Raw genomic sequence first — 16,031 nt, forward strand, 5'->3', positions numbered from 1 at the left:
GCCTCTGCCTGGCGGCTTAGCGCCAAATGTTCCAGGGCGTCTGCATCCAGATCGCCACCACGACCAGCCAAACGCCGGTCAGCGGGATGAAGATTTTCCAACCCAAACGCATGATCTGGTCATAGCGGTAGCGCGGGAACGATGCGCGGAACCACACAAACAACGAGACCACGAAGAATGTCTTCAGACCCAGCCAGATCCAACCCGGAATCCAGGTCAGCGGCGCGATGTCGATCGGGGAAGCCCAGCCGCCCAGGAACATGATCGACGCCATGCACGACAGCAGGATCATGTTGGCGTATTCACCCAGGAAGAACAGGGCGAAGGCCATACCCGAGTACTCGACCATGTGGCCAGCCACGATTTCCGATTCGCCTTCGACCACGTCGAACGGGTGGCGGTTGGTTTCGGCCACGGCCGAAATCACGTAGATCACGAACAGCGGCAACAGCGGCAGCCAGTTCCAGGACATGAACGTCAGGCCCTTTTCCGCAAACCAGCCGCGGTTCTGGACATTGACGATTTCGGACATGTTCAGGCTGCCCGACACCAGCAGCACCGTGACGAGCACGAAGCCGATGGCCAGTTCGTAGGACAGCATCTGTGCCGAAGCGCGCAGCGCGCCCAGGAAGGCGTACTTGGAGTTCGACGCCCAGCCCGCCACGATCACGCCATACACGCCGATAGACGTGATGGCCATGATGTACAGCAGGCCGGCGTTGACGTTGGCCAGCACGATATCAGGACCGAAGGGCACCACCGCCCAGGCGGCCAGCGCGGGCATCAACGTGACCACGGGGGCCACGATGAACAGCACCTTGTTGGCCTGGCTGGGAACCACGACTTCCTTGGTCAGCAGCTTGAACACGTCGGCAAACGGCTGCAACAGCCCCTTGAAACCGACGCGGTTCGGACCCATGCGCACGTGCATGGCGCCGATCATCTTGCGTTCCCAGTACGTCAGGTACGCAACGCACAGAATGATCGGCACGGCGATGATCACAATCTTGATGAGGGTCCAGAGGACCATCCAGACCGTCGGGCCCAGCAGCTCCTGCCCGTGGCTCTCAAGAACATTAAGCCATTCCATCAGGCACGCTCCACGCTGAGTTGACCGAATGCGCCACCCAGGGCTGCGGTGTTATCAAAGGCTGCGGAAATGCGCACGGCGCGGTCGGCCACGGCATCATCCTGCACGGTTTCGAGTTCGACGGCGCCTTGCGCACCCGCCACGCGCACCTTGACCCCGGCCGTCAGGCCCAGGCTGGTGAGCGTGCGGCCGTTCATGGCGGCAGCCGGCTTCTTCGAGGCCGGGGACGCTTGCAGCGGCTCCGAACGGCGAACCATGGCGTCGGTGCGGTAGATCGGCACGTCGGCCACGCGCTCCAGGCCGGTCAGTGCCTGACCCAGGCCCAGCGGCGCCTTGACGTCGTTGGACAGGCGGCCTTCGATGCCACCGGCCAGCGCGGCGTCGCGCACCGATTCCGACGTTTCATCGTCAAAGCCGGCCAAATGCAGCACGTTGCCCAATACACGCAGGACCTTCCAGCCCGGACGGGTCTGGCCCAACGGCGTGACCGTGCCCTTGAAGCTCTGGGCCAGGCCTTGCGCGTTGACGAAGGTGCCCGAGGTTTCGGTGAACGGCGACACCGGCAGCATGACGTCGGCCCATTCGGCGGCGGCCGAGCGGTAAGGCGTCAGGGCCACGGCGAATTGCGCGCCACGCAGCGCGGCGATGGCTTGCTGGCCGTTGTCGGCATCCAGCAGCGGCTCGGCGTGCAGCACGATGTAGGCCTTGAGCGGCTCGGCCAGCATGGCGGCGGCGGTCTTGCCGCCCTTGCCCGGAACGGCGCCGGCCAGGTAACCGCCGACGGTGTTGCCGCCGGAAGTCAGGAAGCCGAACTTGCCACCGGCCAGGTTCGCCACGGCGCGGCCGTTGGCGGCCAGCGTCGAAGCTTGGGCGCTGGCGACGGCCAGGTTGCCCAGCAGCACGGCGGTGTTGGCGCCGGAAGCCAGGCTGGCGGCGATGATCTTGGCGTTTTCGCCCGGGGTGACCGAGGCGAATTCGGCCGGCACGGCTTGTTCCTTGGCTTGCGCCAGGGCAACGGCCACTTCAGCCAGCGCGCGCGGCAGCTCGGACGGCGCCACGGTGATGCGGGCGGCGATGGGCATCAGAGGATCGTCAGCGGCGCTGTCGACCATCAGGATCTGCGTACCGCGCTTGGCGGCTTGACGCAGGCGTTGCGCCATCAGCGGGTGATCCTTGCGCAGGAACGAGCCGACGACCAGAACGCGGTCCAGGTTGTCGAGTTCAGCGATGGGCATGCCCAGCCACGGTGCACCGGTCAACGCGGCGTCGAAAGCCGGGTCGGTCTGGCGCAGGCGGAAGTCGATGTTCTCGGAACCCAGCGCGCGGACCAGGCGGCCCAGCAGCGCATATTCTTCGGTGGTGGCGTATTCCGACGCCAGCGCGCCGATCTGGCCGGCGCCGAAGCTATCGCGAACACGCGACAGGCCTTGAGCCACGGCTTGCAGCGCGTCAGCCCACGAGGCTTCCTGCCACTTGCCGTCGGTGCCCTTGATCATCGGGGCGGTCAGGCGGTCGTCGCTGTTCAGGCCTTCGTACGAGAAGCGGTCGCGGTCGCTGATCCAGCATTCGTTGACGGCTTCGTCTTCGAACGGCACCACGCGCATGACGCGGTCGCCCTTGACCTGGACCACCAGGTTGGCGCCCAGGCTGTCGTGCGGGCTGACCGAGCGGCGGCGAGCCAGTTCCCAGGTGCGGGCGCTGTAGCGGAAGGGCTTGGAGGTCAGCGCGCCCACCGGACAGATGTCGATCATGTTGCCCGACAGTTCGGACTCGATCGAGCGGCCGACAAACGTCGTGATCTCGGAGTGTTCGCCACGGCCCAGCATGCCCAATTCCATGACGCCGGCGATTTCCTGGCCGAAGCGCACGCAGCGGGTGCAGTGGATGCAGCGGCTCATTTCCTCGGCGGAAACCAGCGGACCCAGATCCTTGTGGAAGACGACGCGCTTTTCCTCTTGGTAACGCGAGGAAGAGCCACCGTAACCCACGGCCAGATCCTGCAACTGGCATTCGCCGCCCTGATCGCAGATCGGGCAGTCCAGGGGGTGATTGATGAGCAAGAATTCCATCACCGACTTCTGAGCGGCGCGAGCCTTTTCAGAGCAGGTGTGGACGACCATGCCGTTGGTCACGGGCGTGGCGCAGGCGGGCAGCGCCTTGGGCGCTTTTTCCACTTCAACCAGGCACATCCGGCAGTTGGCCGCGATGGACAGTTTCTTGTGGTAGCAGAAATGCGGCACGTAAAGCCCGACTTTCTGAGCGGCATGCATGACCATGCTGCCTTCGGGCACTTCGACCTGATTGCCGTCGACGGTTAGTTCAACCATTGCTGTTCCTGAGACCTACAGATATTGCGGGACCACACAAGACTTATGCTCGATGTGGTGCGCGAATTCGTCGCGAAAATGCTTGAGGAAGCCACGGACGGGCATGGCGGCGGCGTCACCCAGGGCGCAGATGGTGCGGCCCATGATGTTGCCTGCCACGTTGTCCAGCAAGTCCAGATCTTCCGGACGGCCGTGACCGTTTTCGATGCGATGCACCATGCGGTAGAGCCAGCCGGTGCCTTCGCGGCACGGCGTGCACTGGCCGCAGCTTTCCTCGAAATAGAAGTACGACAGACGCAGCAGCGACTTCACCATGCAGCGCGTTTCGTCCATGACGATCACCGCGCCAGAACCGAGCATCGAGCCGGCCTTGGCGATGGAGTCATAGTCCATCGTGCATTCCATGATGATGTCGGCCGGCAGCACCGGGGCGCTGGATCCGCCAGGGATCACCGCCTTCAGTTTCTTGCCGCCGCGCATGCCGCCCGCCAGTTCCAGCAGGGTCGAGAACGGGGTGCCCAGCGGAATCTCGTAGTTGCCGGGGCGTTCAACGTCGCCGGTGATCGAGAACAGCTTGGTGCCGCCGTTGTTCGGCTTGCCGACTTCCAGGTAAGCCTGGCCGCTGTTGCGGATGATCCACGGCACGGCCGCGGACGTTTCGGTGTTGTTGATCGTGGTGGGCTTGCCGTACAGGCCGAAGCTGGCCGGGAACGGCGGCTTGAAGCGCGGTTGGCCCTTCTTGCCTTCCAGCGATTCCAGCAACGCGGTTTCTTCGCCGCAGATGTAGGCGCCGTAGCCGTGGAACGCGTGCAGCTGGAAGCTGTAGTCCGAACCCAGGATCTTGTCGCCCAGGAAGCCGGCGGCGCGCGCCTCTTCCAGCGCTTCTTCGAAGCGTTCATACACTTCGAAGATTTCGCCGTGGATGTAGTTGTAGCCGACGCTGATGCCCATGGCGTAGGCCGCGATCGCCATGCCTTCAATCACGATGTGCGGATTGAAGCGCAGGATGTCGCGGTCCTTGAACGTGCCCGGCTCGCCTTCGTCCGAGTTGCAGACGAGGTACTTCTGGCCGGGGAACGCGCGCGGCATGAAGCTCCACTTCAGGCCGGTCGGGAAGCCCGCGCCGCCACGGCCGCGCAGACCCGACGCCTTGACTTCGGCGATCACGTCTTCCGGCTTCATGCCGGTGGTCAGGATCTTCTTCAGGGCTTCGTAGCCGCCGCGCTTGACGTAGTCTTCGAGGCGCCAGTTGGCGCCGTCGACATCAGCCATGATCTGCGGCTGGATGTGGCGGCCGTGCAGGCACATCGAATTGGACACGTCGTTCAGCGGGTTGGGGGCGAGCCCCTGCGCGAACTGCTTGTACAGGTCGGGCGCGTTCATGCCGACTCTCCTTGCACCTTGAGGGCCGCGACCAGCGCGTCCAGCTTCTCGTCGGTCATGCGCACGCACATATGCTTGTTGTTCACGATCAGCACGGGGGAATCGCCGCAAGCGCCCATGCATTCGCCTTCAACCAGCGTGAACTGGCCGTCGGCGGTGGTTTGGCGGTAGTCGACACCCAGCTTGCGCTTGAGGTATTCGCCGGCACGATCGCCATCGCGCAAGGCACAGGGCAGGTTCGTGCAGACGGCGATCTTGTTCTTGCCGACGGGCTTGACGTCGAACATGTTGTAGAACGTGGCGACTTCCTGCACCGCAATGGGCGGGACGCCAATGTAATTGGCCACATCTTCAATGGTTTCGGTAGCCAACCAGCCCTTCTCTTCTTGCGCGATGGCAAGCGAGGCCATGATGGCGGACTGCCGCTGGTCGGCCGGGAACTTCGCGAGTTCTCGGTCGATTTTCTGGTAGGCCTGTTCGGAAAGCAGCATAGTTTGAATCCGGGTTATGCGGGCGTGCTCGTGACTGTCTGGGCGGATCAGCGATCGATCTCGCCGAAAACGATGTCCTGCGTACCAATGATGGTGACGGCGTCGGCGATCATGTGACCGCGCGACATCTCATCCAGCGATTGCAGGTGGACAAAGCCGGGGGCCCGAATCTTCAGGCGGTAAGGCTTGTTGGCGCCGTCCGACACCAGATAGATGCCGAACTCGCCCTTGGGGTGCTCCACCGAGGCATAAGCCTCGCCCGGGGGCACGTGGAAACCTTCGGTGAAAAGCTTGAAGTGATGGATCAGCTCTTCCATGTTGGTCTTCATGGCGGTGCGCTTGGGCGGGGCGATCTTGTGATTCTCGATCATGACCGGACCCGGGTTGTTGCGCAGCCATTCCACGCACTGGCGGATGATGCGGTTACTTTCACGCATTTCAGCGATGCGGACCAGGTAGCGGTCGTAGCAGTCGCCGTTGACACCCACGGGGATGTCGAAATCAAGCAGGTCATAGACTTCGTAGGGTTGCGTCTTGCGCAAGTCCCAGGCGACGCCGGAGCCGCGCAGCATCGGGCCGGTAAAGCCCAGCGCCTTGGCGCGATCGGGGTCAACCACGCCGATGCCCACCAGACGCTGCTTCCAGATGCGGTTGTCGGTCAGCAGCGTTTCGTACTCGTCGACGCAGGCCGGGAAGCGGTTGGTGAAGTCTTCGATGAAGTCCAGCAGCGAGCCCGAACGCGCGTCATTCATGATGCGCATTTCTTTGTCGCCGCGGTATTTGCTGGTGTCGCCGTACTGCGGCATCGTGTCCGGCAAATCACGGTAGACGCCACCCGGACGGTAGTAAGCCGCGTGCATGCGCGCGCCCGAGACCGCTTCGTAGCAGTCCATCAGGTCTTCGCGTTCACGGAAGGCGTACAGGAACACGGCCATGGCGCCCACGTCGAGTGCGTGCGAACCCAGCGACATCAGGTGGTTCAGCAGGCGCGTGATTTCGTCGAACATCACGCGGATGTACTGCGCGCGCAGCGGGGCTTCAACGCCCAGCAGCTTTTCGATGGCCATGACGTAGGCGTGCTCGTTGCACATCATGGACACGTAGTCCAGGCGGTCCATGTAGGGCAGCGCCTGGATGTAGGTCTTGTGCTCGGCCAGCTTTTCGGTGGCGCGATGCAGCAGGCCGATGTGCGGGTCGGCGCGCTGGATGACTTCGCCGTCCAGTTCCAGCACCAGGCGCAACACACCGTGCGCGGCCGGATGCTGAGGACCGAAGTTAAGCGTGTAGTTCTTGATTTCTGCCATGATTTAACGCCCCAAGCCGTAGGAGTCTTCGCGGACCACGCGCGGGGTGATCTCGCGCGGATCGATCGTGACCGGCTGGTAAATGACGCGCCGTTGTTCGGGGTCGTAACGCATTTCGACGGTGCCCGACAGCGGGAAGTCCTTGCGGAACGGATGACCGATGAAGCCGTAGTCGGTCAGGATGCGGCGCAGGTCGGGGTGACCTTCGAAGACGATGCCGTACAGGTCGAACGCTTCGCGCTCGAACCAACCCACGGCCGGCCAGCATTCCATCAGCGACGCCACGATCGGGAATTCGTCGTCGGCGGCCCAGGTGCGGACACGCAGGCGCCAGTTGTTCTCGATGGACAGCAGGTGAATCACCACGGCGAAGCGCGCGCGATGCACCTTGGCGGTGGGTTCCTCGGGCAGTTGGCGCGTGCCGTTGCCCCAGGTCAGGTAGTCGACGCCACAGAGGTCGATACAGGTTTCAAAGCGCAGACCGGCTTCGGTGCGCAGCTTGTTGCAGACGGAGAACCACTGCTGCGCGGGCACTTCGAGCGTCAGCTCGCCCAACGCCTCGGTCAGCGCGATGTCCGCGCCGAGGGTGGTCTGCAAATTGTTTTTCAGGGTTTCGAGCCTGGTCATCATCTTGTACGCTTAGGTGAACCGATACGCTGGTTTCGAGAACGCCGGCGGCAAGGGCTGCCGCGGACGGGGCGAAAGATCAGCGCGCAATCGTGTTGGTCAGACGGATCTTGTTCTGCATTTGCAGCAAGCCGTAGACCAGCGCCTCGGCCGTGGGCGGGCAGCCCGGCACATAGACGTCTACCGGTACGATGCGGTCGCAGCCACGAACCACCGAATACGAGTAGTGGTAGTAGCCACCGCCATTGGCACAGGAGCCCATGGAAACGACCCAACGCGGCTCGGGCATCTGGTCGTAAACCTTGCGCAGCGCCGGCGCCATCTTGTTGCACAGCGTGCCAGCAACGATCATCAGATCGGACTGACGCGGGCTGGGTCGGAAGATGATGCCGAACTGGTCCAGGTCATAGCGGGCCGCGCCCGCGTGCATCATCTCAACCGCGCAACAGGCCAGACCGAAGGTCATGGGCCACATGGAGCCGGTCTTCGCCCAATTAAGGAACTTGTCGGCGCTGGTTGTGATGAACCCTTGCTTGAGAATGCCGTCTATAGCCATATTCGTCTCTGATAGCGTGCTGTGAAAAGAACCACCCGAGGGGGTTTATTCCCAGTCCAGCGCGCCCTTTTTCCATTCGTAGATGAAGCCGACGGTCAACACGGCTAGGAAAACCATGACCGTCCAGAAACCGACGAGTCCGACTGTGCCTTGGGCGATGGCCCACGGGAACAGGAACGCGATTTCCAGGTCGAAAAGAATGAACAAAATCGCCACCAGGTAGTAGCGCACGTCAAACTTCATGCGGGCGTCTTCGAACGCTTCGAAGCCGCACTCATAGGGCGACAGCTTCTCAGCGTAGGGACGCCGCGGGCCAAGGAGGGAGCCGGCCGTTAGAAGCGCGAACCCGATAAGGGTGGCCACTACGATAAACAGCAGGACGGGAAAATACTGTTGCAGGTTCATTCAGGCGTCCGTCAAATGCGCAAACCTTAGGATTGTAGCATTCGCGTGGTTACTTCCGGCTGAACTCTGTAGCTTGAACAACGGGTGAAAGACTGCATTCCTCAAATGGAACAATCGCAGTTTTTGGAACAGAGCCGCAAGCATACAGGACTCAACTGACAAGCTCCTGCGCGTCATCAAAAATCAGACCAAAGCACGAAAAAAAGCCACCCCGAAGGGTGGCTTCATACGAACGAGCCGCAGCCCGTTCGTTCGCTTGCGTGTCAAATCCAAACAGGGCTTGCGCCCCGCAGTGGATTAGAAGCGGTGACGGACACCGACGCCGACAGCGGTCGACTTGACGTCGTCGATGAAGGCGTAGTTCTTGGCGTACGAACCGTAAGCGTACAGGTTGGTGCGCTTGGACAGGTCGTAGGTGTAGCCCAGCGAGAAGACGTTCATCGTCTCAGCACCGTTGATACGGTCGTTGCTGGGGTCAACCATTTGCCACGAACCGAACAGCTTGCTTGCGCCGCCGATCGGGGCGGACAGGCCGACCATGTACGAGTTGGCCTTGAAGCCGTCGGCGAAGATGTTGGTGCCGAGGCTCAGCGAGCCGGAGCCGGTGTTCACGCCTTGGCCAGCGAACCAGCCGTCGGTCGTGCGGCCGTAGGCCAAAGCCAGCTTCACAACTTCGAAGTCGTACGAAGCGCCGATGGCGTACATACGCGGGGTAGCGTCGTCGTCACCCAGGATGGCCTTGTTCGAACGGTTCAGCTGGTCGTACGTCAGAGCGACGTTCAGCGGGCCGTTCACGTAGCGCAGACCGGTGGTGATCGCGCGGGTGTTGTCGGCGGTGCGCCAGCCGGTTTGGTCGGCGTTGTTGTCGTCAGCATTGAACGAGTAGCCAACGCCGAACTGGAAGCCGCTGTACGACGGGGTCTGATACATGACCATGTTGTCGTAGCGTTGCGTGTTGGCAGCGCTCATCGAAACGCCGATGTTAGCTTGACCGAAGCCAGCGCCGAACGGGTCGATCGAGCCGAAGTACTTCGACGCGATGTTGGTTTGGCGACCGAAGTCCAGTTGGCCCCAGCTGTCGCTGGCCAGACCGACGGTGGCTTGACGACCGAACAGACGGCCACCTTGAGCCGACTTGCCGTTACCCGAATCAAAGCCCGATTCCAGTTGGAAAACAGCGCGCAGGCCGTCACCCAGGTCTTCCGAACCACGCAGACCCCAGCGCGAACCGTTCTGGACGCCGTTGATCATGCCGAAACGGCTGCCGTTTTGGGCATCGGTGCCACCGCTGATCTTGTTGTAGCCGAGGCCCGTGTCGATGATACCGTACAGGGTGACAGACGTTTCTGCCTGGGCGACACCGGCAAAACCGGCGAGCAGGGCGGCAGCGAGCAGAGTCTTTTTCATTTAAGAAATCTCCGTTGATTTGAGTGACAAGAGCAGCAATCCAGCAAACCAGCCTGCCGCCCCCCTAACTCCGCGAAGGGAAGTTGACGCTATTGCATCAAAAATCGGGGGGACTGGCTATGGTCGGCATCAGAAAAGTGCACGTTTGCGACACCCCTGTTGGGATCTTGCAACATCGCGCGGGCGGCGCGCCAACGGTGTTAGGGCTTACCCGAGCAAAAACAGGCAAGCACGTATCCACGCGACTTTCAGCCCTGCCCCTAATTATTCAGGCCATTCCCGAGGCGTTCTTTCAACCCGCTTTCACGCTTGGCGCTGGCCGGTTCGCCCCCCGGAATCCGTCTGAATGTCTGTGCACGCCTCGTCATTCCTGAGGCGATTCGGCGGCGGTTAATAACATTGTTATTTGGAAAAATCGTCGATATGATCAGCACTCATTCCGTCGACTTCCAGCCGCCCAAATGTCCGCCGCCCCCACCGCACGCACCGAAAGAAATGAACGGCTGAACGCGCTGCGGCGCCAGTTGATTCTGGGCGCCGCGCAACGCGTGTTTGAGCGCGACGGGCTAGAGAAAACGACGATACGGGCAATTGCCAAGGAAGCCGGCTGCACCACCGGCGCCATTTACCCCTGGTTCGCAGGCAAGGAAACCCTGTACGGCGCGCTGCTGGACGAATCGCTCGGGCGCCTGCATGCGCACCTGGACGAGGCGGCAAGCACCGGGCCCGCATCCGGCGCCGCCCGCAAGGCCATCCACGCCTTCTTCGGCTATTACGCCCAACGCCGCACCGATTTTTCCTTGGGCATGTATTTGTTCCAGGGGCTGGGCCCCAGGGGCCTGGGGCGGGACATGGACGAAAAGCTGAACGCTCGCCTGCGGCAATGCGTGGACCTGCTGGGTGGCGCGCTGGCGCGCAGCAAGGGTTGGGACGCGGACACCGTGGCGGTCGAGCAGATGAACCTGTTCACCTATCTGATGGGGCTATTGCTGTTGCTGCATACCCATCGTCTGAAATCCCTGGGTCAGCAGGCCGACGCCCTGCTGGACCATTATTGCCTCGCCCTGGAGCAACGATGACCGCAACCGCACTGGCCGCCGACACCGACGCGCCCCTGATCAGCCTGGCCGATTTCCACATTTTGCTGGCCGACCAGCATCCCTTCTCTCTCTTGCTGGGCATCGACGTGCTGCACATCGGCCGAGGCACCGCCCGCGCGGTACTGCCCGCCCGCGACGCGCACCAGCGCCTGGGCGGCATCGTCGCCGGCCCGATGCTGATGGGCCTGGCGGACTTGGCCATGTATGCCGCCGTGGTCGGCGCCACGGGCCAAAGCCACGCTGTCACGGCCAGCCTGACCATCAATTTCCTGCGCAAAAGCCCCGCGGGGGCCATCTATGCGGATGCTCGGCTGCTGAAGGTGGGCAGGCTGTCGGCAGGTGAAGTCATCTTGACCGGCGACGGCTCGGACGAGCCGCTTGCCCATATCGTGAGCACGTGGTCCGTGCCCAAGCCATGAGCCCGCGCATCAGCATCGTGGGTATGGGCGACACCGGCACCTTGGCCGCCCGGCGCTTGCTGGAAGCCGAACCGGACATCGCGTTGACCCTGTATGACATCGACCCGGAACGCTGCGAACAATTTCGCGGCTCGGCCACGCTGGCGACGTCGGCGCGAGAAGCGCTGATGGAATCGGACACCATCGTGCTTGCCTTGCCACGGGAACGCGAGATTGATCGCACGCTGGAGCGGTTCAGCGACGGCGAGGTAACGGCGCCGATCCAGGGCAAGCTGATCGTGGACCTGACCCCGCCGCCAGCGGAACGCGCCCAGCGGCTGGATCGCGCGATTGCCAGCGCGGGCGGACGCTACACGAGCCTTCCGGGCCAGACCGCCGCCGAGGCGGCTAGCGGCATGCCGCAGCGGCTGTTAAAGCTGTTGCTCTGCCCGGCGTGAGCCGCAATAGCGTTCGGCCACGGCCGCGCAGACCGCCAGCCATGCCAGAGTGACGGCAAACCCAGCCGTCACGTCGCTGGCGAAATGCACCTGCAGCAGGATGCGGCTAAGGCCGATAGCCATGATCAGCGCCGCCGCAACCGCCACGCACGGCAGGCGCCACGACGCAGGCGCCAAACGCCAGACCAGATAGCAGGCCGTGCCGTACACGGCCATTGCCGCCGAGGCGTGGCCGCTGGGAAAGCTCCACCCCGTGGCGGCGACAAATCCGTGATCATGTTCGGGGCGGACGCGCTCGAACGTGTGCTTGAGCAGCCAGTTAAGCGCCCCACCCAGGCCCGTAGTGATGGCGCAGAACGCGGCAAGCCGCCACCAACCCGTCCAGAGCAGATAGAGCGTCATCGCCACGGCCAGCACCGTCAGGAAGTTGCGGTCACCCAGATACGTGAACCAGGACAGCAGCCACAGCAGCGACGCATCCATCGACATGCTCAGCGCGTCGGCCAGCGCGCCATCGAAGACCACCACCCGCCCTTGGGTATGCACCGCAGCGGCCAGCACCAGAAAGGTCAGCAGCGCGGCGGACACCCCTGCCCCGAACATCACGCGGCGCGTCACGGCGGACCCGCCGGCAAACGCACGGACGGCCAACAGCGCCGCCGCCCCAGTCAATACCGGCAGTGCAATAAACAATTCCATGGCGTGGGACGCAACCCACGCCGCATACACCTCGGTCATGTAAGGGTCACCAATGTCTTGTCGACGGGAGCAAACACGTGCGTGGCTTCCGCGTAATCCCAGCGTTCGACATGGCAAAGCTGCTGGCCGCCCTCGCCTTCGTGCGTGATCACGTTCACCGAATTGGGCACGCTACCGCGAACCCGGCGCGAGCACGCCGTGCCCGCCTGCACGATCCAGCCCGCCGGACCATTCGCCGACGACAGCGGCAGCACATAGGGCAGATGGATATGCCCGCCCAAGACCAGGTCGATGCCCGCCTGCGCCCACGCCGCCAGCGCGCGTTCGCGCCCATTCAGCAAGTTGGACAAGTCGGACTCCACCTTGGCGCGAACGGGGTGATGCGCGACCACGATGCGCAATTGGCCCGGCCGGGCCTGGCGCAGGCGTTGCGCGACTCGGGCGATCTGCGCGTCCGAGATCTCGCCGTCTTTATGGCGGCGCGGCCGCGTGGTGTTCACGCCTACCGCCAGCAGCCCTGGGCTTTCGAACACGGGCTCCAGCACCGCGCCCAGCGCGCGCCGGTAGTTGCCGTATGGGTTCAGCGCTCGGGCGAACACGTTGTACAGCGGGATGTCATGGTTGCCCGGCACGGCCAGCACGGGCAGCGACAGGCGCTCGATGAACCGACGTGCCGCGGCGAACTGCGCCCGCCGCGCGCGCTGCGTGATGTCACCGCTAAGCACCACCAGATCGGGCTTTAGCGAGCGCGCCAGATCCAGCGCCGCCTCCACCACGGGTTTGCGTTCGGTACCGAAATGCGTGTCGGACAATTGCAGGATCCGCGTCATGAGCGGTCCAGGTATTGCGAGTCAGCAGGCACCACCAGCGGCAGCTTTTCGTCGGCCACCTTGAATTCCAGCGGCGTGCTCATCCAGGAAATCTCGCCGTCCATCGCCACCTTCACGCGGTTGCGCCCGCGTATCCGCACCCGCATGCGCTCAAAGCCGAAGCTGATGACATGTTCGGCTTCGCCCAGGCGGCTGAACAGGCCGCGCACCAGCAGCCCATACAGCGCAAGCGTGCCGACCGGCTTGACCGTCATGGCAACGAGGCGGTTGCGTTCCAGATCTTCCGACTCGATGCCGACGTGTTCGAGTTGCAGCTTGTTGTTGCCCACCACCAGCGTCGGCGTGCGCAAGTCGCGGACGCCGCCCTCTTCTTCCAGTTGCAGCCGCAGTTGGCGCGGCGCGCGCAGCAAGGTGACCAGCCCCGACCACAGCGCCACCATCCGGCTACGGCCGAAGCGCTGCTTGTAGGCCTCGCGGTCTTCCAGCAAGGTGGGATAAAGCCCCAGGCTGGCGTTGACCAGGAATAGCCGGCCGTTCAACTGGCCGACGCGCACGGGTTCAATGTGCCCCTGAAGAAAGCCACGCAGCGCGACATCCGTGTCTTGCGAAATGCCGTAGGTGCGCCCGAAATAATTGAACGTGCCCTGCGGCAGGATGCCGAATGGCACGCCCTTGCCCAGCACGGTGGCGGCGACCGCGTTAAGCGTGCCGTCGCCGCCCGCCGCGATGACGACGCCCTGCTCGTCCTGGGCGCGCTTGACGGCGTCCTGCGCCGTTTCGGTCAAGTGTTTGGGGTCGTCCACCGCCATCAGCGTATAGCGTCGGCCGGCCTCGTCGAGGATGCCGCGGATGGTGTCTTGCAGGACCTGCGCGTCGCCGCGCCCCGATCCTGTGTTGAGGACGATGAATAGCGGCTCTTGTCCCGTCAGGGAGCGCGCTCCGGTGCCTGGGCGCTGATCGGATAAGGTCATGGGAGAAAGATAGCCCATGCCGGCAAAACGCCGCAAGGCGCTAGCGCACTACCGGCCGAACAGCCCGGAGAGGTCCGAAAACCCCGGGCGCCACGCTCATGGCTCCCGGCTTGGCGACCGTCAGCGGCCGATGGCGTAGGCCTGCATCAGGCGCGGCGTGGCCGCCGCGTGCAAGAGGCCGTCTTCATCCCGCGAGGCAGCCGTCAGGCGGCCGACCGACCATTCCGGCACCTCTTCGATCTGGTGCCCGCGCTGGCGCAGGCCGTTGATTACGTCGGCGCCAAAGCTGGCTTCCACCGCCAGGTGGCCCGGCTTGCGGTCGCGCGGGTAGAACGACGTGGGGAAATGCATGGTGTGCGACATCGGCAGGTCAATCGCTTCCTGCAGGTTGAGCCCATGGTGCACGTGGCGCAGGAAGAACAGCAACTGCCATTGTTCCTGCTGATCACCACCCGGCGTGCCGAAGGCCAGATACGGCTTGCCATCGCGCAGCGCCAAGGACGGCGTCAGCGTGGTGCGCGGACGCTTGCCCGGCGCCAGCGTGCCGGGCAAGCCCTCTTCCAGCCAGAACATCTGGGCGCGGGTATTCAGGCCAAAGCCCAGTTCGGGAATGACGGGCGACGATTGGAACCAGCCGCCCGAGGGCGTGGCCGAAATCATGTTGCCCCAGCGGTCAATCACATCCACATGCGTGGTGTCGCCGCGCTTGGCGGAAGCGCTCATGTCGGAAGCGCGCGCATCGGCAGCCCGCATATCGGAAGCCCGCATATCCGCCAGCGTCGGCTCATTGGTGGCGCTGCCGGGCGCGGACACCGGGGACAGGCGTTGCAGCGTGTCCATCACGCGCGCCACCTGCGCCTCGAAGCCAGGCACCGTGCCGGGCAGCAGGTCGTGCGACGCGGTCTCGCCGATCAGCGCGCGGCGCTCGGCGTTATAGGCGTCCGACAGCAGGTGCGCCAACGGCACGTCGATGAAGGCCGGGTCGCCGTAATAGGCTTCGCGGTCGGCGAACGCCAGCTTCATGGCCTCGGTGACGCGGTGGATGAATTCAACGCTGTTCGGCCCCACGCCCGCCAGGTCCATGTCTTTCAACAGCGCCAGCGTTTGCAGAAACACCGGGCCCTGGCTCCAGGCGCCCGCCTTGGCCACGGTGTAGCCGTGGTAGTCGTAGGTCAGCGGGGTGTCGTAGCTGGCCGACCAACCGGCCAGGTCATCGGCCGTGATGACGCCACGGTGCGTCGTGCCGCTTTCGTCCATCACGTCCGTGTTGCGCGCGAACCGGTCGATCTCTTCAGCGATGAAGCCACGGTAGAAGGCGTCGCGGGCGGCCTCGATCTGGCGTTCGCGGTCCGCGCCCACGCTTTCGGCTTCTTTCAGCACCCGCGTCCACGTGCGCGCCAGCGCCGGGTTGCGGAACAGCTTGCGGGCTTCGGGGACCTTGCCGCCCGGCACATAGACCTGGGCCGTACTGGGCCAATGGGTTTCAAAGAAATCCTTCAGCCCCGTGATGGTGTTCGAGATGCGCGGCATCAGCGCATGACCATGCTCGGCGTAATAGATGGCGGGTTCCAGCACATCGCGCACGCGCATCGTGCCGTGGTCGCGCAACAGCAGCATCCAGGCGTCAAAGGCGCCGGGAATCACCGTGGCCAGCAGGCCGTTGCCGGGAATCAGCTTCAGCCCTTCGGCGCGGTAGCGTTCCAGCGTAGCGCCGGCGGGCGTGGTGCCTTGGCCGCACAGCACTTCCAGCTTGCCGGTGCGAGCTGAATAAAAAACCGCAGGCACTTCGCCGGCCGGGCCGACCAGATGGGGCTCCACCACTTGCAGCACAAAGGCGGACGCCGCGCAGGCGTCGAACGCATTGCCGCCGCGTTCCAGCAGCGACATGCCGGCCGCGCTGGCCAGCCAATGGGTAGAGGTCACCACACCGAAGGTGCCTAGGATTTCCGGGCGAGTCGTGAACATGATGCATCCTGTAGTGGGGG

At 63.8% G+C, this 16,031-nt stretch carries 16 protein-coding genes; 3 read left to right on the plus strand and 13 right to left on the minus strand.

Going from position 1 to position 16,031, the window contains the following annotated elements:
• Positions 1-16: 16 nt before the first annotated feature.
• From nuoH to ACE04A_RS09065, 9 genes are all read right to left on the minus strand, one after another.
• On the minus strand, positions 17-1,090 hold the full coding sequence (gene nuoH / locus ACE04A_RS09025) for an NADH-quinone oxidoreductase subunit NuoH (RefSeq protein ID WP_050448546.1): 1,074 nt from the start codon (positions 1,088-1,090) through the stop codon (positions 17-19).
• Complete coding sequence (gene nuoG / locus ACE04A_RS09030; RefSeq protein ID WP_100857382.1) at positions 1,090-3,417, minus strand: NADH-quinone oxidoreductase subunit NuoG; 2,328 nt, start codon at positions 3,415-3,417, stop codon at positions 1,090-1,092. The genes nuoH and nuoG overlap by 1 nt, the downstream gene beginning before the upstream one ends.
• Positions 3,418-3,432: 15 nt before the next feature.
• Positions 3,433-4,800: an NADH-quinone oxidoreductase subunit NuoF gene (nuoF, locus tag ACE04A_RS09035; RefSeq protein WP_485820054.1), complete on the minus strand. Its 1,368-nt coding sequence runs from the start codon at positions 4,798-4,800 to the stop codon at positions 3,433-3,435.
• A complete protein-coding gene (nuoE, locus tag ACE04A_RS09040) occupies positions 4,797-5,291 on the minus strand; it encodes an NADH-quinone oxidoreductase subunit NuoE (protein WP_006217963.1) in 495 nt (164 codons plus the stop codon). The genes nuoF and nuoE overlap by 4 nt, the downstream gene beginning before the upstream one ends.
• Positions 5,292-5,338: 47 nt before the next feature.
• Positions 5,339-6,595, minus strand: coding sequence for an NADH-quinone oxidoreductase subunit D (locus ACE04A_RS09045; RefSeq protein WP_006217962.1), 1,257 nt, complete (start codon positions 6,593-6,595; stop codon positions 5,339-5,341).
• Positions 6,596-6,598: 3 nt separating this feature from the next.
• Complete coding sequence (locus ACE04A_RS09050; RefSeq protein WP_100857384.1) at positions 6,599-7,225, minus strand: NADH-quinone oxidoreductase subunit C; 627 nt, start codon at positions 7,223-7,225, stop codon at positions 6,599-6,601.
• A gap of 76 nt (positions 7,226-7,301) precedes the next feature.
• Complete coding sequence (locus tag ACE04A_RS09055; protein ID WP_006217960.1) at positions 7,302-7,778, minus strand: NuoB/complex I 20 kDa subunit family protein; 477 nt, start codon at positions 7,776-7,778, stop codon at positions 7,302-7,304.
• A 45-nt stretch (positions 7,779-7,823) separates the two neighbouring features.
• A complete protein-coding gene (locus tag ACE04A_RS09060; RefSeq protein WP_006217959.1) occupies positions 7,824-8,183 on the minus strand; it encodes an NADH-quinone oxidoreductase subunit A in 360 nt (119 codons plus the stop codon).
• 297 nt (positions 8,184-8,480) lie between these two features.
• Positions 8,481-9,590, minus strand: a complete 1,110-nt coding sequence (locus ACE04A_RS09065) for a porin (protein WP_279995904.1) — start codon at positions 9,588-9,590, stop codon at positions 8,481-8,483.
• Between the two features lie 461 nt (positions 9,591-10,051).
• Here ACE04A_RS09065 and ACE04A_RS09070 point away from each other — a divergent pair, with 461 nt between their 5' ends.
• Genes ACE04A_RS09070 through ACE04A_RS09080 form a run of 3 tightly spaced genes read left to right on the plus strand, consistent with a single transcriptional unit; the run spans position 10,052 to position 11,546 of the window.
• Positions 10,052-10,669 (plus strand): TetR/AcrR family transcriptional regulator, encoded by a 618-nt coding sequence (locus tag ACE04A_RS09070; RefSeq protein ID WP_259251957.1) that lies wholly within the window; start codon positions 10,052-10,054, stop codon positions 10,667-10,669.
• Positions 10,666-11,109, plus strand: a complete 444-nt coding sequence (locus ACE04A_RS09075) for a PaaI family thioesterase (RefSeq protein ID WP_100857387.1) — start codon at positions 10,666-10,668, stop codon at positions 11,107-11,109. Before ACE04A_RS09070 ends, ACE04A_RS09075 begins: the two co-directional genes overlap by 4 nt.
• The gene (locus ACE04A_RS09080; RefSeq protein WP_448718585.1) at positions 11,106-11,546 is read left to right on the plus strand and encodes an NAD(P)-binding domain-containing protein; all 441 of its coding nucleotides are present in this window, start codon (positions 11,106-11,108) and stop codon (positions 11,544-11,546) included. Before ACE04A_RS09075 ends, ACE04A_RS09080 begins: the two co-directional genes overlap by 4 nt.
• Here ACE04A_RS09080 and ACE04A_RS09085 read toward each other — a convergent pair.
• From ACE04A_RS09085 to ACE04A_RS09100, 4 genes are all read right to left on the minus strand, one after another.
• Positions 11,520-12,284, minus strand: coding sequence for a phosphatase PAP2 family protein (locus ACE04A_RS09085; protein WP_448718586.1), 765 nt, complete (start codon positions 12,282-12,284; stop codon positions 11,520-11,522). The two genes, ACE04A_RS09080 and ACE04A_RS09085, sit on opposite strands and share 27 nt — an antisense overlap.
• A complete protein-coding gene (locus ACE04A_RS09090; protein WP_279995901.1) occupies positions 12,281-13,075 on the minus strand; it encodes a metallophosphoesterase family protein in 795 nt (264 codons plus the stop codon). The genes ACE04A_RS09085 and ACE04A_RS09090 overlap by 4 nt, the downstream gene beginning before the upstream one ends.
• On the minus strand, positions 13,072-14,046 hold the full coding sequence (locus ACE04A_RS09095; RefSeq protein ID WP_259251962.1) for a diacylglycerol/lipid kinase family protein: 975 nt from the start codon (positions 14,044-14,046) through the stop codon (positions 13,072-13,074). Before ACE04A_RS09095 ends, ACE04A_RS09090 begins: the two co-directional genes overlap by 4 nt.
• A gap of 120 nt (positions 14,047-14,166) precedes the next feature.
• Complete coding sequence (locus tag ACE04A_RS09100; protein ID WP_448718692.1) at positions 14,167-16,011, minus strand: gamma-glutamyltransferase family protein; 1,845 nt, start codon at positions 16,009-16,011, stop codon at positions 14,167-14,169.
• Positions 16,012-16,031: the final 20 nt, after the last annotated feature.

The sequence above is a fragment of the Achromobacter colocynthidis genome (assembly GCF_057334535.1).